The organism is Aeribacillus composti (assembly GCF_031760945.1).
Classification (GTDB): domain Bacteria; phylum Bacillota; class Bacilli; order Bacillales; family Aeribacillaceae; genus Aeribacillus; species Aeribacillus composti.
In genome coordinates this window covers 1,747,841-1,771,503 of record NZ_CP134501.1, presented here as the reverse complement: position 1 = coordinate 1,771,503, position 23,663 = coordinate 1,747,841, and the positions used below count along the sequence as shown (strand labels likewise).

Here is a 23,663-nt window from a genome sequence, read left to right as displayed (position 1 = left end):
ATTACATATTCAATATACCTGCTTGACAGCCGATTTTCTCATTGATTCGTTCAATCATTTCGCAAACTTTAAAAGTCGGATAGATCATATGCTTGCTTGACAGATCAAGCAATCAATAGTTTACTTTCTATCAGTTAGTATTTAATAATAGAAGAAGGAAAGGGGCATGCTGACATCAAACGACAAATAGTTAATATTTATATCTATAGAAGGAAAGAGGTTGTAATAGCCTGACTCTTCTTTTCAACCTTTTGAGGCATGAAGCTCTTCATATAGAACTAGCAAAAGGAAAACCATCCCCTTTTAGGAGAGGATGGTTACTTGACATCGTAGCCTTGATCTTCAATGGCGTTTTTCATTTTTTCAATTGTTACTTTTTTGTCGTCATATTCTACCTCAACAGTTCCTTTTTCAAGTGATACTTCGACCTTTTCGACTCCGTCCAGCTCTTTTAGAGCGTTTGTAACAGCCATTTTGCAGTGATTGCAAGACATTCCTTCTACTTGAAATGTAAGATTCATTTTCATTTCCTCCTTAGTATGATTTTAAGATATTCAGATTAAATCGTTGCAAATACTTTACAGTTTAATTCGTTTTAGACGCAGCGCGTTTGTGACAACGGAAACTGAACTGAGTGCCATCGCTGCTCCGGCGATCCAAGGCTCCAAGAGGCCAAGGGCGGCAACTGGTATGCCGATTGAATTGTAGAAAAGAGCCCAAAATAAGTTTTGCCGAATGTTTTTCATCGTTTTTTGGCTCAAGGAAATCGCTTTTGGAATGTGTGTTAAATCGCCTCCGACCAAGGTGACGTCAGCCGTTTCGATGGCGACATCTGTCCCGGTTCCGATCGCCATGCCGATGTCGGCAACTGCTAGAGCGGGTGCGTCATTCATTCCGTCTCCAACCATTGCTACACGATATCCTTGCTTTTGTAGATCCTCCACGATTTTCGCTTTTTCCTCCGGAAGCACTTCAGCATATACTTGCCCGATCCCCGCTTCCTTCGCTACTGTTTCCGCTGTTCTTTTATTGTCTCCCGTTGCCATAAATATGTTGATTCCCATTTCCTTCAATGTTTGAATGGCTTTTTTTGAGCTTTCTTTAATAGTATCAGCGACAGCGATGATGCCGGAAAGCTCCCCATCAATTGCAACTAGCATAGCTGTTTTTCCTTCTGATTCAAGCTTCACCATTTTCTCCTCATGGTCTGAAGTTGCAATCGACCGTTCTTTCATCAGCTTTCTTGTGCCAACAAGTATATGTTTTCCATCTACTTTGGCTTCGATGCCATGTCCAGTCACGGCTTTAAAATGCTCCGGCTTTTGTATGTTGATGGAACGTGCTTTACCGAATTCCACAATTGCTTGGGCAAGCGGATGTTCAGAAGCGCTCTCCGCAGAAGCGGCATAATAAAGCATGCCTGTTTTTAATTCAATACAATCGGTCACTTCCGGTTTTCCTTTTGTTACCGTTCCCGTTTTGTCAAGGAGGACCGCATTGATTTTATGTGTTTCTTCTAGATGCTCTCCCCCTTTAAATAAAATCCCGTTTTCTGCCCCTTTTCCTGATCCGACCATGATCGATGTCGGCGTCGCCAATCCGAGTGCACAAGGACAGGCGATGACAAGAATAGAAATCGCTACTTCTAACGCTCTTGCCATATCATATGGCGTTATGAACAAATACCAAACAGCAAACATCACGATCGCAACGCCTACAACAATAGGAACGAATATACCGGATATGACATCGGCCATTCGCTGTATTGGCGCTTTCGATCCTTGCGCTTCTTCAACAATTTTAATGATGTTGGCAAGAGCGGTATCCTTCCCAACCTTTTCTGCCCGTATTGTTAAAAGGCCGTTTGTATTGATTGTGGAGCCAATTACTGCATCCCCTACTTTTTTCTCAACCGGGATAGATTCACCTGTGATCATCGATTCATCGACAGAAGACATTCCAGAAATGACCGTTCCATCGACTGGAATTTTTTCTCCGGGCTTTACGATTATCTCATCCCCTACTTTTACTTGCTCCAGCGGGATCCATTCTTCCTTCCCGTCACGGATGACAAGCGCGTCCTTCGCTTGCAGGCTTAACAGCTTGGAAATAGCTTCTGTCGTTCTACCTTTTGCAATCGCTTCAAAATATTTTCCAACGAGCACTAGGGTGATCAAGATTGCGCTCGTTTCAAAATATAGATGCGGCATATGATCGGAACGACCGATTGATTTGATCGCTTCGTACAAACTATAAAAGTAGGCTGCTGATGTGCCGAGCGCCACGAGCACGTCCATGTTTGCGCTTTTGTTTCTTAAAGCCCGGTAAGCTCCTGTGTAAAATGAGCCGCCGATATAAAATTGAACAGGTGTTGCCAGCAACAGCTGAAACCACGGATTCATAAACAGATCCGGCACCGCAAGCCCCGTTTCAAACGGTAAATGGGCGATCATTGTATACAATAAAGGAAGTGATAATAAAATAGAAACAATAAGCTTTCTTTTTTTATGATGCAATTGTTCTTTTTTTCGATCCGATTGATGGGTAGTCTCGTCCCGAACTTGTCCTTTATAACCAAGCTTTTTTATTTTCTCTAAAAGATCTTCAACCGAAACAACGCCTTCCCTATATTCCACAACAGCGCTGTTTGTCGCTAAATTGACAGTCGCATTTACAACGCCTTCCGTTCTTTTCAGCCCTTTTTCAATACGTGCACTGCATGCGGCACACGTCATGCCTTCAATATCCAATGTTACTTTTTCCGATTCGACGCCGTAACCTAACTGTTCAATTTTCCGCTGGATGTCTAAAAGATTTTGTTTCGAAGGGTTATAATGAATAGTTGCTTTTTCCATCGCTAAATTGACAGTTGCCTCTACTCCGTCCATTTTATTCAGCACTTTCTCAATGCGCGCGGAACATGCAGCACATGTCATGCCGGTAATGTTTAATGTGACAAGCTTCTGTTCGCTCATTTGTTCCACCTCTTATTTAGAAAACTGTTTGATCACATCCATCAGCTCGCGAATCGACTCATCACCGCTTCCTTCTTTGATCGCTTTCGCAACACAATGGCTGGCATGCCGCTCCAACAGGTTGAAACCTACTTTTTGCAGCGCAGCTTGAATGGCTGAAATTTGGACTAAAATATCAATGCAATAACGATTGTCCTCAATCATTTTTTGTACCCCGCGAACCTGCCCTTCAATCCGTTTCAGCCTCTTTAAAAGCTTGTCTATTTCATCAGAAGTTCTAGGAACCATTATTTTCTCGTGATCATGTTTTTCATTTTCTGTCACTGACACCCCTCCCCTCTTTCGTTTGTATACATTATACCCGTTATAGGTATAAAAAGCAAATGATTCAGCTTCCTAGTTTTTTTACAAAGATTCAACTCTATCAAGTCGTGAAACACAATTTTCTGCAAAAGCTGACCGCATACTTAAGAGTGGACAATAAAATTCAAAAATTGGTAAGATTCGTTTTAATAAAAAATCAGATAGCATGAGTGATGCCTTCATGAAATTGTTTTCGTTTATAAAAAAGAGGATGTATTTTTATATTTTTCTCTCGAACTATCGCTTATTCCCCCAAAAGGAATTTCCTCGTCCAAAATTCCTCTTACAATAAATCGGGGCTGTCTAATAAGTCGATTTTCCGGCTTATAGACACCCCTTTAATGTTTTAGAAACGCTGATATATCAATGCTTATGATGTTTCGTTTTCAGTGGATTTTGACTTTCTGGGCAGCCCCTGTCATCATTAAAACGGAAATTGACGCTCTTTTTCTTGAACTGAAACCCATTTTGTCACGGTAAATTCGTCGACAACCCATGGATTTCCGAAACGTCCTAAACCGCTTCCTTTGTTTCCGCCGAATGGAATATTTGGAGCATCATTGACTGTTTGGTCATTGATATGGGTCATGCCTGAATCAATGGACAACGCAAGCTGTTCCCCTCTATTCAAGTCGCTGGTGAAAATAGAAGAACTTAAACCATATTCGGTGTCATTTGCCATTTCAATCGCTTCTTCATCTGATTCAGCCTTAATGATTGTCGCGATGGGCGCAAAAACTTCTGTTTGCGCGAGCTTGCTTGAATTTTTGACATTCGTAAAGACAAATGGAGTGAGGACGTTTCCTTCTCTTTTCCCTTCTAAGACAAGTGTTGCGCCTTCCTTCTTAGCTTCTTCAATGTAGCTTAAAGCTTTTTTCAGCTGCGTTTCATTGATTAATGGTCCAATGACCGTATTGGGATCGGAAGGGTTCCCATAAGGAAGAGATTTTGCTCTGGAAACAAATTTTTCCACAAATTCATCGTAATGATCTTTATGAACGATAAAGCGATTGACGATCATACAAATTTGTCCTTGGTGGATAAACTTGCCGAAAACAGCGGCGTTCACTGCCTGGTCTACGTTGGCATCCGACAGCACGACAAACGGACTGTTGCCTCCAAGCTCCAGCGCAACCCGTTTCAAATTGCGGCCAGCAATTTCACCGATATGTCTGCCAACGGCGGTGGAGCCGGTAAAACTAATTAAGCGCGGAATCGGATTTGTCAACATTTCATCACCGATTTCAGGAATATCGGTTAAAATCATGTTGAAGACTCCTTTTGGAAGTCCGGCATATTCAAATGCTTTCGCAATGATCGAGCCTCCAACAAGACCTACCTGTATATCCGGTTTATGGACAACGCTGTTTCCTAATGCAATCGCAGGAGCGATTGTTCTCATCGATAAATTCATCGGGAAATTGAACGGTGATATTGATGAAATCACTCCGAGCGGAAGACGGTAAATTTTGTTCACTTTCCCTTCAATTGCACTTGGGACTTCCCTGACTTCATGTATGGCTCCTGCATAGTTCAAGGCTTCTTCGAGAACCTCCAGCGTCAAGTGCAATTCTACATTCGCCTTTAAAACAGTTCCGCCTGTCTCACGAGTGATAACGCTTACAATTTCATCCTGATGAGACTTTAAATATTCTGCTGCTTTTCGAATAACTTCCTTTCTTTCTTCAACAGACGATTTCGCCCATTTTTTTTGTGCCTGTTGAGCGATTTCAAATGCTTCTTGCACTTGTTCTCTTGTTGCTAAACGCACTTTTGTGATGAGGGAATTATCGTAAGGATTAACATCTTCAAATATGCTTTCGCTTTTTCCTTCAACCCATTGTCCGTTAATATAGCTTTTATTGTAGTTCTCAAATTTCTCCATTTGGTCCCCTCCTAAAAATTCCGAATTTTCAATCCAATTTTATTAGTTTATGGCGCGGCTGTCAATCATTAAGCATCATTTCATATTTTTCGTCCTGCTGTCATTGTATCAATTTGCTTGGCCCGCCATGAAATTGGCGAGCTTCTAAAAAACCTTTCATTGAGAACTGTAAGATTTTCTAGGAAGCTGCATCAACATAGCAGTTATGCTCCGTTTTATAGATAAATATGTTTCGCTGCCGACTTCCATTCCAACTCAAATCCCAAATATTTCTCGCTTTATTACGACAATGTTTAAATGATTTTCGAGTCATTTTTATTGAAATGGTTCAGAAGTTCCATTTGATTGTGCTTTTGAAAAGTGGATCAACTGTATATAGTTTTGTTCAAACATACTTTTTGGCTTCTTACATTCTAGCAAAATATTTTAAGCCGATGCATCAGCATGTTCCATTTTTACTGTGCATATAATACGGCAGTTACTTGCCTGGATCTAAAAAGCGGTGATTCAACTCTCCATAAAAATAAAATAAAGAGGATTCTCACCGCTTCCAAAAACTATCAAAACATGGTAAAATAAAAAGGAACATTTGTTCGTTTATTTTCGGTCTGCCTTTCGTCACGAATTCATGAAGGGATCAAGGGATGGAGGGTTATTTTTGAAAAGAAGATAAAAAAACATATAATGCTTTCTTTTGCTCATCATTTAAAGTAGAAAGAATATGTTCTACTTGATCATCAACAAGGGATATGTCCTCGTTATCGATCATTTTAAAAAAGCTTCCCATCGGTATATTAAATCTTTGGCAAAACTTTTGAATGAGGCTAATAGGAATTTCTTGTTCACCATTTTCGATTCTGGAAAGCCTTGGCTGAGAAATTTCCAAATCCTCGGCCAGTTGAACCATCGATATATTATACTTTTTTCGCACTTCTCTTATTTGTTCTCCGATTTTTTTATTGATTTCCATCTGTTACATTCCTTCTTTGCTACTTCATCTATAATATAGTTTAACGTTTTCCTATTTTACTTTCAATTCGTTTTGTATTACTATAAAAATGAATATTTTTTATTCATTTTTATCTTCAAAGGGTTGGGTGAGCATAGATGAACTTTGAGCAAGCTTTCAATGAATTCGCTTATAATCGAATTGAGCAAGCTTTGTTAAATCGACAAAACCGTGAGCTCAAAGCTCTATACAACGAGCTTGAAGAAAAGCTTAAAAAGCTGGGCATAGCCAAAAACGATTGCGATGATTTAAAAGGAACCATCTATTGTTTGATGGATACTCAAAATTTGCTAGTTTATAGGCAAGCACTTGCAGATGTCATTTCCTTTCTTATCAAACTGGAAGAAACAAAAGCGGGCACCGGCCAAAAATAAACAATTCTACGAAAATATTTCCCGTTCATGCTGATCAAAAGGGTTTTTGGGGGTCAAGATGTTGACAAATGAATTAAATCCTTCTTTCTATGAACATCGTAAATATTTTTCACTGCCTCTCTACATATTTAATAATGAGTATAAAAAAGACCATCATGAATCAATTATTGAACAGCATCTACATAAAAATGTAAAAAATAGGTATTTTCAAGTCCCGGAATTCGTTTTTAAAGAATTTGCCAAAGGAAATTTGTCTGAAGTGTGTGTCTGGATTTTATTGACTTGTTTTTATTTGCTCCATATAAACAAGAGAAACGGCTTTAACGAAGGGGAAATTTTGCGGCTCGTAATGGAAGCGAGGAAAAAGACATGTTCTTATCCATCATTAAAAAAATGCTTTAAGCATTGTGTTGCGGAGTTAAAGAGAAGCGGATGGATCGAGCAGAAAAACAGGCTAATCTTTCTGAAAATTTTTTGAGTATTCATTCTCTTTTTTTTAATTTTCTTGTTTGAGAGAAAAGAAAAACGCGGTTGTGAAACCGCATTTTTAAATAAAAGGGCGAAAATTATATCGTTTCAAAAAGGATTGAAACCATCTGCTTATTTTACTATTAAATCGACACCGATAACCCCGACGATGTCTCCGTTCTTATGAATGGGGAAGGAAATGGTGATGCACGGTTTTTTTGTAACAGCAGATGTATAGATGCTTGATATAAAGATTTTATTTTTACTAGCTTCGATAAACCAAGGACGGGCTTTTGCATTTATTAAGCCTGCAGGAGGGTTGGAATAAACGAATGTACCGTCCAGTCGATTCGACCAAATAGCTTCGATATGCTCGTTCTCCTCAAAAAATTGATCCAATGCTTTTTTATGAACATCCGCATCTAGTTCATACAATGGAAATTGTGATAAAAGATTCATCACTTTTTCTTTCATTTCGTTGATTTTTGCCAAATCTATTTCTGTAATTTGTTGAAGCTGATCCCTTTTGACTAACGTTTGCAGCTCTTTAGAGGTTTGATCCAATGTCTCGCTGATGGCAATCATCTCTTCAATATGCTGGTGCTGCTTATCCATATCTTCTGAAACTCTCAGTGCATATGTTTTATTTTCATGAGCCATATCTGAAATTTGCTTGAGCACCGTAGTAATTTCCTGTACATGATCACACTGTAATTCGACAGCGTCTTTCGAATCCGATACCATTGATGTGATTTTGCCCAACGATGTTTGAAAAGAATGGATAACATCAATTAAAGATAGTAATTCAGCCACATTCTTTTTCATCTGATCGTTTTCCGATTTTACCATTTTGGTCGAAAACTCAATTTCTGATTGAATCGAAGAAAGAATTTGATGTGTTTCTTCAACCGCATCATGCGTTTGGTTTGCTAAATTTCCAATTTCATTTGCAACGACCGAGAAGCTTTTCCCATGTATTCCGGCTCTTGCCGATTCGATATTTGCATTTAATGCAAGTATTTTTGTTTTTTGGGAAATCGCTCCAATCGAAGAAAGAATGTGATCCATTTGTTTGGAAAAAGAAACGAGCCGATCCATTTGATCAAGAATTTTCAAATGATTTTGCCGCAGCTGTTCCGTTTCTTCTTGTATTTTTTGCAGCTGCGATTTCGATTTTACGAGCTGTTCATAAAATAATATACTTGAGGAATGTATCTCTTGGGAAGATGCTGTGATTTTCACAGCTGCCTCTTCAATTTTACGCATCTTTTCTGAAACGTTATTTGTGTCTTGCGCGGTCTGCTCAATATGCTCTAATAGCTGAAACGTGCTTTTTTTACTCGAGGAAGATCGTTCATCAAGGGAAACAGCGGTTAATTTCATTTGCTCAATGACGCCTTTTAATTGATCCGCAGCAACTTCCACCTGTGCCGCAAACGAATCCTCCATCTGTTTTTTTTGTCTATCTTCTTCATGATCCGCTGCTCGATTCCATTTTTTTAAAAACAGCATATTTATCACCTACTGTCTCCACTAATTTACTCTTTATTGTAACAAGCCGAACAAGAACGAAACATGATTTATGTCACATAATCTGACACAAAACATTTCAATATACAACCATTCGACAGATGCTACCTTTTTTCTCGTTTTTTCTTTATCATTGTTGAATTTTGCGCTTTCCCGAGAAATAATTTTTATTTACAAAAAAATACTCTCCTTCCGTGCATAAAAGGCGGAGAGTTTATCAAGCTGTTATTCTCTTTCATTCAAACTTTCCTGTTTGATAGTCGACGATTGCTTGCCGTATTTCTTCTTTCGTGTTCATAACAAACGGACCGTAAGCTGTGACACGTTCATGGAGAGGTTCTCCCGCATATAGAAGCAGCCGGAGTTTGTCTGTCGCTGTGACGGTTATGAAGCTTTCCTCTCCCTCAGCACCCTTTGTTAAAAACAGCACTTGCCCTTTTTCCCCTTTTGTTTTGGACGCACCAAACAAGCCTTTTCCTTCCAATATATAAAGAAAACCATTATAGTTTTCCGGAAGATCTTGATGAACGGACGCATCAGGTTCCATAATCATTTCTACCATCGTGACAGGAACGTAATTTTTTAGTCGGCGCTTGAATACCTTTTGACGAACCAGAAAAAATCCGAATCAACGCTCCTTTTTCTTTTCTAACTGGCATGTCAGCACTTTTCAAATTTTGATAGCGGGGAGCGGTCAGTTTTTTTGAACTCGGCAAATTAACCCACAGTTGCAGACTGTGAACAGTAGATCCAGGTGCAGGATCTTCTTGATGGATTACTCCTCTTCCAGCAGTCATCCATTGAACATCACCCGGCTTTAGCTTGCCATATCCATTTTTGTTATCAAAATGCTCTAAAATCCCGTCAATTACATATGTGACAGTTTCGATTCCCCGATGGGGATGAAGGTCAAACGTCCCTTGCTGAAAAATATCCTCCGCAAGCATTAAAAACGGATCATATTCCTCCCAATTACCAGGTTCTAACACAAACCCATCGGATGATTCGATTGTAACGCAACATTTTTAATTTTGCGTATATCTCTTTCCATACAAGCCTCCTTATCTATTTTCTGCTTTTTGCAAGTAATCAATAATCCCTTGCGCACAAATGCCCATATCGATTTTTATATACTCGTGCACTTGATGATCTTCGGAAATATGTTTTTTCTTTAAGTAATCTTGCAACGTGCTGTACAATCTATCAGATAGAAGCTTTGATTTTTCTTCAAACGGCAAGCTTCCATGCTCTTTTACAACCGCTTTGCCTTGATCTACAAAAATGTCCAGCCAATATTTTAGCTGTTTATAAACTTCCTCTGGATGCTCGCTCATGCCAAAATGACCGAAAAATATTTTCGAAACGTTTAATGCTTCGATTCTTTCGCATGATTCAAGCATTTTATCCGGATCGAACTGGTTAGGAGAAGTAGACGGCAAATAAAACTCTAAGTCTGAATCTAAGAGCATTGAATAAAAAACCCCGATCGTGTCGCCGGTAAAGATGCCGTTGCTTTTGGAATCATGTATACAAAAATGGTGATTCGCATGACCTGGTGTGTGATAAAATGTCAGCACGCGATCATCGCCTACTTGAAGCGTTTCCAAATCTTCTTTTACAACTAGCTGGTCTTCTGGCACGGGCAAAATCGGGTCAAACAATTTTTGAAATTGCTCCTCTCCATACACCGTTTTGGCGCTGGCAATTAATCTCGATGGATCTTGCAAATGACGTTTCCCGCGGGGGTGGACGAACACTTTTGCTTTTGGGCAATGTTCAAGAAAAAGCCCGACACCTCCCGAATGATCTAAATGAATGTGCGTAACAATGATGTTTTTAACATCCTTCGGATCAATTCCTAAACTTTCAAGACCTTTTAATAAATATGGGACAGACGGGCTCGCGCTTGTTTCGATGATGGTCAGCTCTTTTTCGTGAAGAACGTAAGCCCCTGTTCTGTTTTCTAATCCTAAGTCAAAAAGATCAATTAATGTGATGTCATCGCCAATGTTTTGTACCTTCAATGTTATGTGACTCCTTTCTTTTATTTGCCTACTACATAATTCAACAAAAAAAGATTAATTTCCTTTTCCAAACTTTTTGTTGATTGGTTAAAATTTTTTGATGACAAATTTTTTATTTTAATATATAATATCAATGCTGACGTTTTTCGGGAAGTAGCTCAGCTTGGCAGAGCACCACGTTCGGGACGTGGGGGTCGCAGGTTCAAATCCTGTCTTCCCGACCATGGAGAAGTACCCAAGTGGTTGAAGGGGACGCACTCGAAATGCGTTAGGGCGGGCAACCGCCGCGTGAGTTCGAATCTCACCTTCTCCGTTTAAAAAACGCGCTTTTTAGCGCGTTTTTTTATTGCCGGAATTTGAATAATTGACCCTTTTAAAAATTTTTCAAAACAATTGATATTCTTATTTTCATAAAAACTGTTTCAGCAAGTTATGCAAAAAACCTGAAAAGCCTATTCAGTGCTTTTCAGGTTTTTTCTTATCATTCCTCGATTGGAGCTTTTCTTCTAAATTTGCTTAATACTTCATAGACGATCGGAACAATGATGAGAGTCAGCAAAGTCGAGCTGGTCAATCCGCCGATGACGGTTAAACCAAGTCCTCTCGAGATCATGCCTCCATCTCCTTCATAACCTAATGCGAGAGGAAGCAATGCTCCAACTGTTGCCAGCGCAGTCATTAAAATCGGTCTTAGACGAGTTGCGCCTGCTTCAATGAGCGCATCTCTTGTAGAAAGTCCTTCACGCTCTTTATGAATGACACGGTCAATTAACACAATCGCATTCGTCACAACAATACCGATTAACATGAGCGCGCCGATCAAAGCTGAAACGCTCAATGTTTCTCCCCCAAGCCATAGCGCTACAAATCCGCCGATGACGGTAAATGGAAGTGAAAATAGAATGGCAAAAGGCGCAAGTCCTTGACTAAACGTAACCACCAGCACAAAGTAGACAACAGCGATGGCAGCGAGCATAGCCAATCCTAATTGTGAAAACGACTCATTGATCTGTTCGGACACTCCACCTGTTTCAATGTTCACACCAGGCGGCAATTCTAAACCATCTATTTTCTTTTGAATGTTTGCATTTACTTGGCTAACGTCATTAGTAGTAATCTCTCCGCTGACCGAAACTGCAAATTTTCCGTCGCGTCTAGTAATCGTATTGGATGTTTCGCCTTCTTTTACTTTCGCTACATCTCCAATTTTCACATTCATGCCAAGAGGGGACTGAATGGTTTTCTTTTTCATCTCATCAATCGAATCAAATGTTTGCTCTTCCCCTTCAATATAAACTTCAATGTCTTGACCTTCTTTTTGGATTGTTGTTAAAACCGGCCGTTCATGCTGTTGGCTTAATGCCATCGCAATTTGCCCAGCGGTCAATCCTAGCTTGCTCATCTTTTCTTGATCAACAACAAACGTGAACTCATCATAAGTTTTCGATAAACCTGATTCGACATTTTTCAAGTTTTTTTCATCTTCCAAGATTTTTTGCACTTTTTGGGCGACAGGCTCAATATCTTCCATCGAATCGCCAAACACATGCAATGTGTACTCATTGCTTGCCATCATCATGTCAATGGTGCCCCAATCGCCTTTTTCGTTCGTTAATTCATTTAAGTCTTTAACAATTTTCTCCTTTTCTTTTTCAAAATTCGGTGTGTCATCTTCATACATAATAAAGAAAATGGCCTGATTTCGATTTCCAGGATTCATCGGATTTTCGCTTCCGACAGACAATTGAATCGTTTTTACATGATCACGGTCGACAAGGAAATCTTCTGCCTTCAATGCGATATCTTCTACTTCTTCCAGCGTTTGCCCTGGATCCGGATCATACGTTACGATAACTTGCTTTTCTTGTTCATTCGGCAAAAAGCTTACACCGATGACAGGAATTAAAAACAGACTGGAGACAAGAAGCAGGATCGCAATCAATGATGTTATCCATTTATGGTTCAAAGACCAATTTAATATTTTTTTATAGTTAGTAACCAAAAAGCCAGCTTCCTTTTCTTTTTCGCCTTTCCGTTTTACTCCTTTTTTAAATAAAACGTGAGCAAGTGCCGGCACAATAGTAATCGCCACTAAAAGGGACGCTAAAAGCGAGAATACAATCGTAAGGGCAAACGGCATAAATAGCTGTCCGACCATCCCTTCGACAAATGCGAGCGGCAAGAAAACCGCAATCGTCACAATGGTTGAGGACATAATAGGAATAAACATTTCTTTTGTCGCTGCAATAATCAGCTCTTTCCCTTTTAACGGCTCCCCTTTTAATGTCATCCGTCTGTAAATATTTTCAATGACGACAATCGAATCGTCAATGACGCGGCCGATCGCCATTGTGATAGCTCCAAGCGTCATCATGTTCAACGTGATGTCCATTTCACGCAAAATGATTAATGCAATTAATATGGAAAGCGGAATTGACACCACGGAAATCAACGTTGAACGAATGTTGCGCAAAAACAGCAAAATGACAATAACTGCAAAAATCGAACCGAACAGCGCTTTATTCAGCATTGTTTCAACAGATTTTTCAATCGGTTCCGCTTGGTCCAGCGTTGAAACGACTCCGAGGCCTTTATATTCGTCTTTTAATTCATCCAATTTTTCTTTTACTTCATTCACAACTTCAACTGTATTCGCATCAGTAGCTTTTACAATTTGCAGTCCGATTGCTTCTTTTCCGTTCGTTCTTGATACGGATTCAGCTTTTCCGACGATTTCGATATCGGCAATTTCTCCTAATTCGACTGTTGGCAATTCAATGCTTTGCTGCTGGATCGCCTGATTTGGCGCTGCACCATTTGCTCCAGACAAACCGTTTGGCACTTGGCTCATTTGCGCCTCTCCAGCTTGCTGCCCTTGTGCTGATCCAGTGACTGGAATTTTAAGCTTTTTCAAATCGTCAATTGTCGTAATATTTCCGTCAACAACAACAGACTTTTCCGTGTCTTTAAATGTATAAAGACCTAATGGCGCACGGAGATCCGCACCTTGAATATAATCTTTTATTGTTTCCTCATTTAGCCCGAGCTCTTTTAATTTGTCTTGATGAAAAACAAGCCGCCCCTCTTCTACCTGCTGTCCAGAAGTTACAATGCTTTCTACTCCATCGATTCCTTTCAATTCAGGAACAATGATGTCTTCAACCAGTTCAGTTAATTCAGGAAGTGTTTTTCCTTCATCAAAAAAGCTCACTGTATAAACAGGGAAAGCGTTCATGCTAAATCTTGCAATTTTAGGCTCTCCTGCTCCATCCGGAAGTTCGACTTGTTCGATTGCCTTTTCAGCTTCCTCTTCTGCTCGTTCCATATCTTTTTCAAATTTGTATTCGATTTGAATAGAAGATGCATTTTCAAACGAATTAGAGCTGACGATTTCCACCCCGTTCAAATTGCGAACAGCTTCTTCAATAGGAACCGTCACTTTCTCTTGTACTTCTTCAGGGGTTGCACCTGGATATGTAGTCGTAACACTTATGATGGGAGTGTTTATGTCCGGGATCGTCTCCAGCTTCATATTAAATCCAGAAAATAGTCCCGCAAAAATTGCAATGATAGTTAAAATCCAAATAGCCAGTTTATTACGGAGCGAAAATTTAATAATGTTCTCCACCAAGTCCCATTCCTTTCATGAAGATTTGACAATTCTCCTTTTTTTATACATACTTATAGTAAGTTGACTATATAGTCATTATAATTGACCGGTTAACTAGTAGTCAACTAAACTAATAAATTTTTTTCCGACAATAAGGGGATGTTCATGTGAAAGAAAAAGAACGTTTAATCATTGAAGCTGCGATGAAGCTGTTTGCTCGAAAAGGCGTTTCTTCCACCTCCATCCAAGAAATTACCAATGCATGTGGCATTCCGAAAGGTTCGTTTTATTTTTATTTCAAATCAAAAGACGAGCTGTTAATTAAATTATTGGAGCAGTTTTTTAGTCAGTTAAAGAAAAAAACGGAGCAAATCGGGGCAAATTACGAAGATCCAAAAGAGCGGTTTATTAAACAATTGTCTGTTCAATTAAAAGAATTTTTGGCGCATAAAGAAATATTTATTACGCAGATGCATGAAAATTTAAAAGAAAATAATGAAAAAATTGATTCGTTGTTACAAAACCTAAGAAACGATTTTTTTCATTTTTTAACAAACAATCTGAAAAACATTTACGGCAAGTCAATTGATAAGTATATAGCAGATGTAAACATTATCGTTCAAGGAATCTTTTTTTCATTCATTCAGTTCCTCATATTTGAAAATAGGGTGAGAGTAGATGAGGAAAAATTGGCAAAATACATTTTGCAAACAGCAGATGATTTAGTCAAAGGAATGCTGGCAAAACAAAATGACCCCATCATTCCAGCTGAGATCATGACCAAAATGTTCAATCATCCTCAATCCCCCAGCCATCCGTTGAACATTTTAAATGAGATAAAAGAAATGAGCCGTTCTATAATCGATGATGGACAGTTAAACATTACGATTGAAGTGTTAGAAGCTGAAATAACGGCTGAAAAGCCAAGAACTCCGGTCATTAAAGGAATGTTGTCAAATCTCCATGAATATCCTGAACTACGCTACTTGGCCAATCAACTAGCTGATTATTTTCAAATTAAATGAGCCTCTAAAGGGTTAATTCCTTTAGAGGCTGTATTTTTACTCCAGCTCCAACGCTTTTGTTTCTTGTCCAAACAATAGAACAGCTAATGCTCCAATAATAATGGCAGCGCAAAAAATTGAAAAAATGGCTACCATGGAAACTTTGAGAGCGGCTAAATAACCAACTAATAAAGGCCCGAAAATGCCACCAATTCTTCCAAACGATGCGGCCATTCCCGCACCTGTCCCGCGAATTTCTGTTGGATAAAGCTCAGGTGTATAAGCATAAAGCGCTCCCCAAGCCCCTAAGTTAAAAAATGATAAAAAGATTCCAGATATTAAAAGCTCTGCCGTTGTATCGGAAAATCCGAAAAAGAATGCGCTCAGTGCAGTGCCAAATAAATAAAGAGAAAGAACAAATTTTCTACCGATTCGTTCAATGAGCCACGCCGCACTAAAGTATCCCGGAAGCTGTGCAATCGTCATAATAAGAACATACTCAAAGCTTTGCACTAAACTGTAGCCTTTCATCATCACAACGCTTGGAAGCCATAAAAACATCCCGTAATAAGAAAAAACAACAGAAAACCACAACACCCAAAGTACAGCTGTTTGTTTCACATATTTTTTTGACCAGACAGCTGCGATATTTTTCCATACATTTGATTTTGTTTGTATCGATTTGAATTTTTTTGAATCCGGAAGCTTCATGCGCAAATAAATCGCATAAAAAGCCGGAAGAGCTGTTAAAATAAGGGCGAGACGCCAGCCAAATTGAGGGATAACAAAATAAGATATAATTGCCGCGATCAACCATCCTGCAGCCCAAAAACTTTCAAGCAGCACGACCATTCTTCCCCGATCCTTTGTCGGCGAGCTTTCTGATACTAGCGTTGATGCTACTGGCAATTCACCCCCCAGCCCCATGCCGATAAAAAATCTTAACAGCAAAAATACTGCTAATGTGGTTGTAAAAGCCGACAGGCCGCTGCCGATCGAAAATAACAATAATGTGATAATAAAGACAGTTTTTCTGCCAATTTTGTCTGACAAGAGACCGAAGAAAAATGCCCCTACAGCCATGCCGATCGAGTTGATGCTCCCGATCCAGCTCATTTGTTCTGCCGTCAAATTCCAATCTTCTTTTAACGCGGCAATGATAAAAGATAAAATGCCGACATCCATTGCATCAAAAAGCCATGCGAGTCCCGCAATGCCTAATAGCTTTTTTGTTGACATCTCTTTCATCTTGTCAACTTCACCTCTTTCTGATGTCTTTACATATGTTTTGTTATATGTAAACTATATCATATTTTACATAATTGTCATGTTTTTTGTTTTATAAACGAAACATAATATTGTGCCACCGGCATATGAATCCTATAATCGCAATTTCAGACCATCTTTGCAGCGTTTCATTTATTGCAAAAGGTACAATTCCTTGAAATTTCTACTTTCAGAAAAATCCTTAACAACTAAAAAAGATCCACAGAAATCATTTATATATTCTGTAGATCTTCGCCATTTAAAAAGGAATAGGAGACAGCATTTTGTCTATAAAATTTTTATTTTTTGTTTTTTGTCCCATCTTCTACGTTATAGGCTTGACCATATGCTTCACGGGACGGTTCATATAAGTCATGTACATCCGTTCTTCTTTCGAGTTCCGTTTGTTCATGTGTACGTTTTTTGTTTTTAAACCACTTCATTCTTGCTCACCTCTCATATATATCATCATCTTCTTATTTATTGTTGCGAAATTTTTTACGTTTATTCGAAAATATGCATGCCATTCGCCAACCAGTTCTTTTTTTCATTTATAATGAAATTAATCGATTATGTTAGATTGAAGGTGACAGTATGGAGATCGAAGATATTATAAAGAAGGTTAAAAATCATACTCCGACGATAATTGGGATGGATCGTTTAGTAAAATTTGCGGTATTGCTTCCGTTTATGCGAATAAATGATGAAGTTCATTTGTTGTTTGAAGTACGCGCCAAAAAATTAAAAAGGCAGCCCGGCGAGATTTGTTTTCCAGGTGGGAAAGTTGAGCCGACCGATCACGATGCAAAACATACAGCTATTCGCGAAACATCAGAAGAGCTAGGTATTTCAGCCGATATGATTCAGCATGTATATCCGCTTGATTATGTGATGACTGCCTACGGAACGGTTGTTTATCCTTTTGTCGGCATGATCGACCCTGACGCTTCGTTAGAGCCAAACAAAGACGAAGTCGGCGAAGTATTTACAGTTCCTTTTCAATTCTTTTTAGAAACGAAGCCAGAAATTTATGAAGTTCATTTTCGGGCAGAACCTGAAGAAAATTTTCCTTATGAAAGCATCATCGGGGGAAAAAAATATAAATGGAATTCACCGAAAATAGAAGAACATTTTTATTATTATAAAGATAAAGTGATTTGGGGGCTGACAGCCCGGATGATCTACTATTTTATCGATATGCTAAAGAGCGAGCCATCCCTAAAATAGTTTTATGGGATGGCTGTTTATTTAAGCTGTACCGTGAAACAATTCTTTTTTCCTCCACCCGCCGAGCCTAAAATATAAAAAGGCGAATAAGCTGGAAATAACAAAGCTGACGCCCATTCCGACACCGATGCCGTCTTCGCCGATCCAATTGGAAAAAAGGTATGTGAGCGGGTAACGCAGCACCCAAAACGAGATGATGTTTAAAATTAAGACTTGCATCATCGCACCAGATCCACGAACAACACCGTTTAACACAAAATTGATGCCAAGAAACGGATAGAAGAAAGCGACGATTTTTAAATAATTCACACCAAATTGCACCGCTTCTTCCTCCTGGATAAATAATTCCACACCAAAACGGGCGAAAAAGAGAATTAGCAATGATATCAAAACCATAATAGCTAAATTATACATCAATCCATATTGAGCAATTTTATAAACTCGATCCCATCGATTTGCACCAATGTTTATGCCTGCCAAGCTGTTGACAGCAGTTCCGAGGGCCATTGCGGGAAGCAAGATAATATTATCGAGCCTCTGAGCAGCGCCGAATCCGGCCAGCGCGTCTTCGCCAAAACTAGCTACAACGCTCATGATCGCCGTCACTCCAGCGGAAATGACCATCATTTGCATGCCGGACGGAACCCCGATTTTTAAAATAAGAGAAACTTCTTCTTTTTTCGGCATACGCGGCCATGTAAAAGGAACTAATTTGTAATGAATCGCCAAATATATTCCGAATAAAAAGGCGATCCCTTGGGAAATCACTGTTGCATAAGCCGCTCCGGCTATGCCGAATTGAAATCCAGAAATAAATAATGGATCTAAAGCGGCATTTAAAAGAACAGCCAAAACAACAAAATAAACCGGGGCTTTGCTTTCTCCAAGCGCACGCATCAATGTCGCCACAAAATTGTAGCCGAATAAGAAAATAATTCCAAGAAAATTAATTCGCAAGTATAAGGATGCATCTGCAATTAAACTGTCAGGTGTTCCAAGCAAAAATAAAATCCGTTCGGCAAAAATAAATCCAAAAACTCCAAGCAAAATCGATAATATAAACAGCGTGACAACAAAGGCATTCACATACCGTTTCAACCCTTGTTCATCGCGTTTTCCTTTTAATTGGGACAAAATCGTTAATGTTGCTTGGTTGATCCCGATAATGAAAGAAAGAATTGTGAAAATGACAGTTCCTGAGAGAGACACCACCCCTAATGCACGAGCCCCCAGCAAGTTTCCAACCCATAAACTGTCAATTATTTGATACGAAACTTGAAGCAAGTTCGTTAATAAAATAGGCGAGGAAAAAGTGATGAGCTGCTTTAAAATATTTCCTTCTGAGTAATCCGTCTGTTTCATCCAAGAATCACCTTTTTCTTTCATCTTACATTGACGCAGCCTTCGAATAAGCAAAGTGCCGCTCGGTGAAGGATTTACGACCACGTCCTGCTGAGAGCTTTTTTTGAACGAATGGGGCTCTCTTGCTTCCTTACCTTTTATCAAGATTTATTCTTCATATATCATTTTTTTCGTCATACCGCCGTCAATAATAATATTTTCTCCCGTAATAAAATCGTTGTCGGGATGAGTTAAAAACAAACACGCTCTGGCAATATCATCCGGTTTTCCGACTCGCTTTGCAGGATGCTGTAGATGATCGCGCTCAGTAAGCAGTTCATAGTTGTTCGTTTCAATCCAGCCGGGGCTTATACAATTGACTCTGATTTTGTCTTCCCCCAATGAAATAGCTAAAGCGTGTGTTAAAGCAACGATGCCGCCTTTAGACGCAGCGTACGCTTCCGAATCTTTTTCAGACATGAACGCTCTTGTTGAAGCAATATTAATGATCGAACCTCCCCTTTCATTTTCTCGCATATATTTTGCCGATTCCTTTGCAAATAAAAATACGCTGCGAAGATTTGTTTGTAATATGTCATCCCATTCCTCAACCGTTAGCTCATAAAGAGATTTAAATCTTGAAACACCTGCATTGTTAATCACAATATCGATTCTTCCCGTTGTATGTTTGACCGTTTCTATTAATTGGATGACGTCCTTATGATTTTTGACATCCGTTTTGATAAACGTCGCTCCATATTCCTCAGCTGTTTCCTTTCCTTTTTGTTCATTCACATCCGCTATCACAACTGTTGCTCCTTCTTTTGCATAGGCGGAAACGATCGCTTTCCCGATCCCTTGTGCACCGCCGGTTATAATGACTGTTTTTCCTGCAAAGACCATGTCGATTCCTCCTCTTATCGTTTTTTAAAATCCTGCTCTTGTTTTCGATTACTTCCGTTGGAAATAACAGGGGCAGCCCCACAATATTGAAAATTTTCATTTAAAGATGGACTTTTTTCGTTGAACGCAGAAACCGTCTAAAGATCTTTTATGCAAGCTTTTTCCCTCCTTTTAGCTTCGGCTGCTTAAAAGGTTGGTTTCACCATCTTGTGTTCGAGCTACTAGTTCAATCTGGCTGCAAAGCTGGAAGCTTGCAACCTTCCCCTCCTCTAAATCGAAAAAAGAGTCCCCCTTGAAACAGATTGACTGTTAGCTCAGAAGACACGCAGCCTGATATAAAAAGATCAACTCTACTCGCCTAAACGGAAGCGAATTAATTTTTTTGTATTGCCTTTTTTCGGCTGCAGATTTTTACATTTCTTCTATTTAGTCGCTTTTAGATAGCTCACTCATTTATTATATCATTTATAAACTTAATCAATTGACAACAACGTGCAGCATACATAAAATACAATTAAACAGATCGGAATAAAAGTCAGAAAGGAGATACCTTTGGCAATTAAATTGACAACTGTTTCCATCTTTGTTTTCATGATTATCTCATGGCTGTTTGGCATCTATTCGCTGTCAAAGTTTTACACACCAACAATCATCATCCCGATTTTTAACAATTATTATTGGTCTACTCCATTTGTCGGAATGTTAGGTTTAACTGTTTTCTTTTCCATCGTATCAGTAGCAGCATTTTTTATCTTGAAATATAAAAATTTTAGAAAACGAACCGCGATCTATTCTATAGCCTCCATTTTATGGATAGCTATTATCGCTGGGCAATTTAAAATTTTACAGTTTAATCTCGGGATTTGCCATTAACTTTATGATATTATTAAACTTTAACTCATTCTAACTGGACCAGGAGTGAAGAAATTGGAGAAGAAGCTAGAGAAAGCAACATTCGCCGGAGGCTGTTTTTGGTGCATGGTAAAACCTTTTGACCAGTGGGACGGCATTGAGAAAGTCATTTCTGGTTATACGGGCGGGCATGTTGAAAATCCTACTTATGAACAGGTCAAAACAGGGACAACTGGGCATTATGAAGCGGTACAAATCGAATTTGACCCATCGGTGTTCCCATATGAGAAGCTCCTTGAAATTTATTGGCAGCAAATCGATCCGACCGATGACGGCGGACAATTCCACGACAGAGGCAGTCAGTACAGGACGGCCATTTTCTATCATTCAAATGAGCAAAAAACGCTGGCAGAACAATCTAAACTCGCCTTAGCCAAAAGCGGAAAATTCAATAAACCGATCGTAACCAAAATTTTACCGGCTGCGCCATTTTACCCAGCAGAAGAATATCATCAAAATTTTTATCAAAAAAATCCAGAAGCATACAAAAAAGATCGGGAAATTTCCGGACGGGATGAATTTTTGCGAAAGCATTGGAAATAAAAATGATCGAAACAGTAAAATCTTACAATAGATTTTACTGTTTTTTTGAATGGCCATCACTGATCATGCATTCATTCAGCTTCCTGATTTCCGGACATCCAAACGCATTTGTGTAAACGATTCCATTTTGTGTGTCAATGCAGCCTCTCACTTCCAAAATGTTACAAACGAAATTTTGAAAACGTTTTACAAAAATGATTGACTATTTTTTTAGCATAACTTATTATTGTAATTGACAAAAAATTACGAATATTACCAAAGAAAGGGGATGGTACAATGGAAACATTCGGAAAGGAAAAAGAACAGGGGGAGCGCATTCTCGATTATGAGAAAATTGTTGCAACGAGCAAATTTCAACAGTTGATTAAAAAAAAGCGGAATTTTATTGTACCCATTATAATCGTTTTTCTCATCACTTACTTTTTATTGCCGATTCTCACGGGTTATACATCCATCTTGGAGCATAAAGCAATCGGATGGATTACATGGACATGGCTCTATTCGCTTGGTCTTTTTGTCATGGTTTGGGTATTCGCTACGATGTATGTAAAAAAAGCGGAAACATTTGACCAATTGGCGGAAGAAATTATTGAAGAAAATATAAAATAAGGGGGCTGCACTTTCATGAGTGTACCAGCATTCATTCTGTTTTTAATCATCCTTTTAGTCACGTTATATATCACGTATTGGGCTGCAAAAAGAACAAAAACCGCAAACGAATTTTACACAGCCGGCGGAGGCTTGACTGGGTGGCAAAATGGACTTGCGATAGCTGGAGACTATTTATCAGCCGCATCATTTCTTGGTATCGCAGGCGCCATCGCATTGAATGGATTTGATGGTTTCTACTACAGCATCGGCTATTTAACCGCATATCTCTTCGTTCTATTCATCGTTGCAGAGCCTCTCAGAAATTTAGGAAAATATACACTCGCAGATATGATCAACTCAAGATTCAGTGAAAGAAAAGTCCGTGCAACAGCTGCTCTTAGTTCCATCACAATTGTTATATTTTATATGATCGCACAGCTTGTTGGTGCAGGTGCACTCATTAAATTGTTATTGGGGATTGAGTATTGGATCGCCGTATTGATCGTTGGAGTCATGATGACCATTTACGTATTATTTGGTGGAATGACAGCAACTAGCTGGGTGCAAATCATAAAGGCTGTATTGCTTATGGCAGGAACGGTCATTATTTCATTCCTTGTTTTATTGAAATTTAACTTTAATATCGTTGGCATGTTTAACGAGATGTCACAAGCGACTCCACACGGCGAAAACTATTTACATTCAGGAATTGTATTTAAAAATCCGCTCGATTTACTTTCCATGATGCTGGCCTTAGTGTTGGGAACGGCAGGGCTTCCTCACATATTAATGCGCTTTTTTACCGTTAAAGATGCACAAACTGCACGTGCGTCAGTAGTTAATGCAACTTGGGTTGTCGGAATCTTTTATGTCATGACAATCTTCTTAGGATTCGGTGCAGCCAAATTTGTCGGTTCAGAAACGATTATAGCCGAAAATCCTGCTGGAAATATGGCGGCGCCGCTGCTTGCGAAAGCACTTGGAGGAGATTTCTTAATGTCCTTTGTTTCTGCAGTAGCTTTTGCAACAATATTAGCTGTTGTTGCAGGTTTAGTTTTGTCTGGTGCGTCCGCATTCGCGCACGACATTTATGGACAGATCATTAAAAAAGGAAAAGCTACGGAAAGACAGCAAGTGTTAGCTGCAAGATGGGCTTCTGTAGGCGTTGCCGCATTTTCAATCCTGCTAGCCCTTGGCGCTCAATCATTAAATGTTGCATTTCTTGTGTCTCTTGCGTTTTGTGTAGCGGCAAGCGCTAATTTGCCCGTCATTGTTTATACGATTTATTGGAAAAAATTTAACACTGCCGGAGCGGTCACTGCCATGCTGGCTGGTTTAATTACAGCGATTGTATTAGTGTCAATCAGCCCAAATGTCATTCATCCTGAAGCTGGAAAAGCCTTTTTTGTCGGCGATCCTATTTTCCCGCTGACAAACCCAGCGCTCATATCAGTACCAGCAGGTTTTATCGGTGGTTTGATTGGTACGCTTGTTTCCGCCAAGCGGGATGAGAAAAAATATGCTGAAGTGACGTTTAAAGCCAATACTGGATATAAAGAAGCCGAAATGTAAGCGCTTGAAAAATAGATGAAGGGGGTGTCTGATAAGTCGTTTTTACGGCTTATTGACGCCCCCATT

19 protein-coding genes, 2 tRNA genes and 1 pseudogene are annotated in these 23,663 nt (G+C 39.2%); 9 read left to right on the top strand and 13 right to left on the bottom strand.

The features are described 5' to 3' along the window. Positions 1 to 317 precede the first annotated feature (317 nt). The 5 genes from copZ to RI196_RS08620 all read right to left on the bottom strand — a co-directional run bounded on the left by copZ (position 318) and on the right by RI196_RS08620 (position 6,193). A complete protein-coding gene (gene copZ, locus RI196_RS08640; protein WP_094245704.1) occupies positions 318 to 521 on the bottom strand; it encodes a copper chaperone CopZ in 204 nt (67 codons plus the stop codon). Positions 522 to 578: 57 nt separating this feature from the next. Beyond that, on the bottom strand, positions 579 to 2,975 hold the full coding sequence (locus RI196_RS08635; RefSeq protein WP_144597019.1) for a heavy metal translocating P-type ATPase: 2,397 nt from the start codon (positions 2,973 to 2,975) through the stop codon (positions 579 to 581). A 12-nt stretch (positions 2,976 to 2,987) separates the two neighbouring features. Beyond that, complete coding sequence (locus RI196_RS08630) at positions 2,988 to 3,263, bottom strand: metal-sensing transcriptional repressor (RefSeq protein ID WP_063389602.1); 276 nt, start codon at positions 3,261 to 3,263, stop codon at positions 2,988 to 2,990. 499 nt (positions 3,264 to 3,762) lie between these two features. Next, entirely contained in the window at positions 3,763 to 5,223 is a 1,461-nt protein-coding gene (locus RI196_RS08625) for an aldehyde dehydrogenase family protein (protein WP_066246629.1), read from the bottom strand. Positions 5,224 to 5,875: 652 nt separating this feature from the next. Then, positions 5,876 to 6,193, bottom strand: coding sequence for a helix-turn-helix domain-containing protein (locus tag RI196_RS08620; protein ID WP_063389580.1), 318 nt, complete (start codon positions 6,191 to 6,193; stop codon positions 5,876 to 5,878). Positions 6,194 to 6,330: 137 nt separating this feature from the next. Here RI196_RS08620 and RI196_RS08615 point away from each other — a divergent pair, with 137 nt between their 5' ends. Further along, complete coding sequence (locus RI196_RS08615; RefSeq protein ID WP_063389581.1) at positions 6,331 to 6,606, top strand: hypothetical protein; 276 nt, start codon at positions 6,331 to 6,333, stop codon at positions 6,604 to 6,606. 600 nt (positions 6,607 to 7,206) lie between these two features. Here RI196_RS08615 and RI196_RS08610 read toward each other — a convergent pair. From RI196_RS08610 to RI196_RS08600, 3 genes and pseudogenes are all read right to left on the bottom strand, one after another. Further along, a complete protein-coding gene (locus RI196_RS08610; protein WP_311067258.1) occupies positions 7,207 to 8,586 on the bottom strand; it encodes a methyl-accepting chemotaxis protein in 1,380 nt (459 codons plus the stop codon). 253 nt (positions 8,587 to 8,839) lie between these two features. Then, positions 8,840 to 9,655: pseudogene (locus tag RI196_RS08605) on the bottom strand (pirin family protein). 10 nt (positions 9,656 to 9,665) lie between these two features. Next, complete coding sequence (locus RI196_RS08600; protein WP_375338808.1) at positions 9,666 to 10,634, bottom strand: MBL fold metallo-hydrolase; 969 nt, start codon at positions 10,632 to 10,634, stop codon at positions 9,666 to 9,668. A 141-nt stretch (positions 10,635 to 10,775) separates the two neighbouring features. On the opposite strand from RI196_RS08600, the gene RI196_RS08595 reads away from it, so the two are divergent. Together RI196_RS08595 and RI196_RS08590 are read left to right on the top strand one after the other, a co-directional pair. After that, positions 10,776 to 10,852 (top strand) — tRNA-Pro (locus tag RI196_RS08595). Between the two features lies 1 nt (position 10,853). Beyond that, positions 10,854 to 10,941 (top strand) — tRNA-Ser (locus RI196_RS08590). A gap of 168 nt (positions 10,942 to 11,109) precedes the next feature. Here RI196_RS08590 and RI196_RS08585 read toward each other — a convergent pair. Continuing rightward, complete coding sequence (locus tag RI196_RS08585) at positions 11,110 to 14,256, bottom strand: efflux RND transporter permease subunit (protein WP_063389585.1); 3,147 nt, start codon at positions 14,254 to 14,256, stop codon at positions 11,110 to 11,112. A gap of 149 nt (positions 14,257 to 14,405) precedes the next feature. Here RI196_RS08585 and RI196_RS08580 point away from each other — a divergent pair, with 149 nt between their 5' ends. Beyond that, a complete protein-coding gene (locus tag RI196_RS08580) occupies positions 14,406 to 15,263 on the top strand; it encodes a TetR/AcrR family transcriptional regulator (protein WP_063389586.1) in 858 nt (285 codons plus the stop codon). A 36-nt stretch (positions 15,264 to 15,299) separates the two neighbouring features. On the opposite strand, the gene niaP is transcribed toward RI196_RS08580, so the two are convergent. Then, positions 15,300 to 16,490: a niacin permease NiaP gene (niaP, locus tag RI196_RS08575; protein ID WP_063389587.1), complete on the bottom strand. Its 1,191-nt coding sequence runs from the start codon at positions 16,488 to 16,490 to the stop codon at positions 15,300 to 15,302. Positions 16,491 to 16,807: 317 nt separating this feature from the next. Continuing rightward, positions 16,808 to 16,951 (bottom strand): hypothetical protein, encoded by a 144-nt coding sequence (locus tag RI196_RS08570; protein ID WP_158640157.1) that lies wholly within the window; start codon positions 16,949 to 16,951, stop codon positions 16,808 to 16,810. Between the two features lie 151 nt (positions 16,952 to 17,102). Here RI196_RS08570 and RI196_RS08565 point away from each other — a divergent pair, with 151 nt between their 5' ends. Beyond that, positions 17,103 to 17,735 carry an NUDIX hydrolase gene (locus tag RI196_RS08565; RefSeq protein WP_130157232.1) on the top strand — a complete coding sequence of 211 codons (633 nt, stop codon included), beginning with the start codon at positions 17,103 to 17,105 and terminating at the stop codon, positions 17,733 to 17,735. A 21-nt stretch (positions 17,736 to 17,756) separates the two neighbouring features. Here the strand turns inward: RI196_RS08565 and RI196_RS08560 are convergent, their stop codons facing one another. Both RI196_RS08560 and RI196_RS08555 read right to left on the bottom strand, forming a co-directional pair. Next, positions 17,757 to 19,097 carry an MATE family efflux transporter gene (locus RI196_RS08560; RefSeq protein WP_311067339.1) on the bottom strand — a complete coding sequence of 447 codons (1,341 nt, stop codon included), beginning with the start codon at positions 19,095 to 19,097 and terminating at the stop codon, positions 17,757 to 17,759. A gap of 147 nt (positions 19,098 to 19,244) precedes the next feature. Continuing rightward, complete coding sequence (locus RI196_RS08555) at positions 19,245 to 19,979, bottom strand: SDR family NAD(P)-dependent oxidoreductase (RefSeq protein ID WP_063389589.1); 735 nt, start codon at positions 19,977 to 19,979, stop codon at positions 19,245 to 19,247. A 552-nt stretch (positions 19,980 to 20,531) separates the two neighbouring features. Between RI196_RS08555 and RI196_RS08550 the strand changes: the two genes are divergently transcribed. The 4 genes from RI196_RS08550 (at position 20,532) to RI196_RS08535 (ending at position 23,597) form a co-directional block, all read left to right on the top strand. Continuing rightward, a complete protein-coding gene (locus RI196_RS08550; RefSeq protein WP_311067256.1) occupies positions 20,532 to 20,852 on the top strand; it encodes a hypothetical protein in 321 nt (106 codons plus the stop codon). A gap of 105 nt (positions 20,853 to 20,957) precedes the next feature. Beyond that, positions 20,958 to 21,434, top strand: a complete 477-nt coding sequence (msrA, locus tag RI196_RS08545; RefSeq protein WP_311067338.1) for a peptide-methionine (S)-S-oxide reductase MsrA — start codon at positions 20,958 to 20,960, stop codon at positions 21,432 to 21,434. 276 nt (positions 21,435 to 21,710) lie between these two features. Further along, positions 21,711 to 22,043 carry a DUF485 domain-containing protein gene (locus RI196_RS08540; RefSeq protein ID WP_311067255.1) on the top strand — a complete coding sequence of 111 codons (333 nt, stop codon included), beginning with the start codon at positions 21,711 to 21,713 and terminating at the stop codon, positions 22,041 to 22,043. A 15-nt stretch (positions 22,044 to 22,058) separates the two neighbouring features. Then, positions 22,059 to 23,597: a solute symporter family protein gene (locus RI196_RS08535; protein WP_094245693.1), complete on the top strand. Its 1,539-nt coding sequence runs from the start codon at positions 22,059 to 22,061 to the stop codon at positions 23,595 to 23,597. Positions 23,598 to 23,663 lie beyond the last annotated feature (66 nt).

Excerpts from the sequence above, each read along its gene's own strand:
- msrA (WP_311067338.1), top strand. The coding sequence starts at position 20,958 with ATGGTAAAACCTTTTGACCAGTGGGACGGCATTGAGAAAGTCATTTCT.
- RI196_RS08555 (WP_063389589.1), bottom strand. The coding sequence starts at position 19,979 with ATGGTCTTTGCAGGAAAAACAGTCATTATAACCGGCGGTGCACAAGGG.
- RI196_RS08635 (WP_144597019.1), bottom strand. The coding sequence starts at position 2,975 with ATGAGCGAACAGAAGCTTGTCACATTAAACATTACCGGCATGACATGT.
- copZ (WP_094245704.1), bottom strand. The coding sequence starts at position 521 with ATGAATCTTACATTTCAAGTAGAAGGAATGTCTTGCAATCACTGCAAA.
- niaP (WP_063389587.1), bottom strand. The coding sequence starts at position 16,490 with ATGAAAGAGATGTCAACAAAAAAGCTATTAGGCATTGCGGGACTCGCA.
- RI196_RS08615 (WP_063389581.1), top strand. The coding sequence starts at position 6,331 with ATGAACTTTGAGCAAGCTTTCAATGAATTCGCTTATAATCGAATTGAG.
- RI196_RS08625 (WP_066246629.1), bottom strand. The coding sequence starts at position 5,223 with ATGGAGAAATTTGAGAACTACAATAAAAGCTATATTAACGGACAATGG.
- RI196_RS08570 (WP_158640157.1), bottom strand. The coding sequence starts at position 16,951 with ATGAAGTGGTTTAAAAACAAAAAACGTACACATGAACAAACGGAACTC.
- RI196_RS08620 (WP_063389580.1), bottom strand. The coding sequence starts at position 6,193 with ATGGAAATCAATAAAAAAATCGGAGAACAAATAAGAGAAGTGCGAAAA.
- RI196_RS08610 (WP_311067258.1), bottom strand. The coding sequence starts at position 8,586 with ATGCTGTTTTTAAAAAAATGGAATCGAGCAGCGGATCATGAAGAAGAT.
- RI196_RS08540 (WP_311067255.1), top strand. The coding sequence starts at position 21,711 with ATGGAAACATTCGGAAAGGAAAAAGAACAGGGGGAGCGCATTCTCGAT.
- RI196_RS08630 (WP_063389602.1), bottom strand. The coding sequence starts at position 3,263 with ATGGTTCCTAGAACTTCTGATGAAATAGACAAGCTTTTAAAGAGGCTG.
- RI196_RS08535 (WP_094245693.1), top strand. The coding sequence starts at position 22,059 with ATGAGTGTACCAGCATTCATTCTGTTTTTAATCATCCTTTTAGTCACG.
- RI196_RS08560 (WP_311067339.1), bottom strand. The coding sequence starts at position 19,097 with ATGAAACAGACGGATTACTCAGAAGGAAATATTTTAAAGCAGCTCATC.
- RI196_RS08565 (WP_130157232.1), top strand. The coding sequence starts at position 17,103 with ATGGAGATCGAAGATATTATAAAGAAGGTTAAAAATCATACTCCGACG.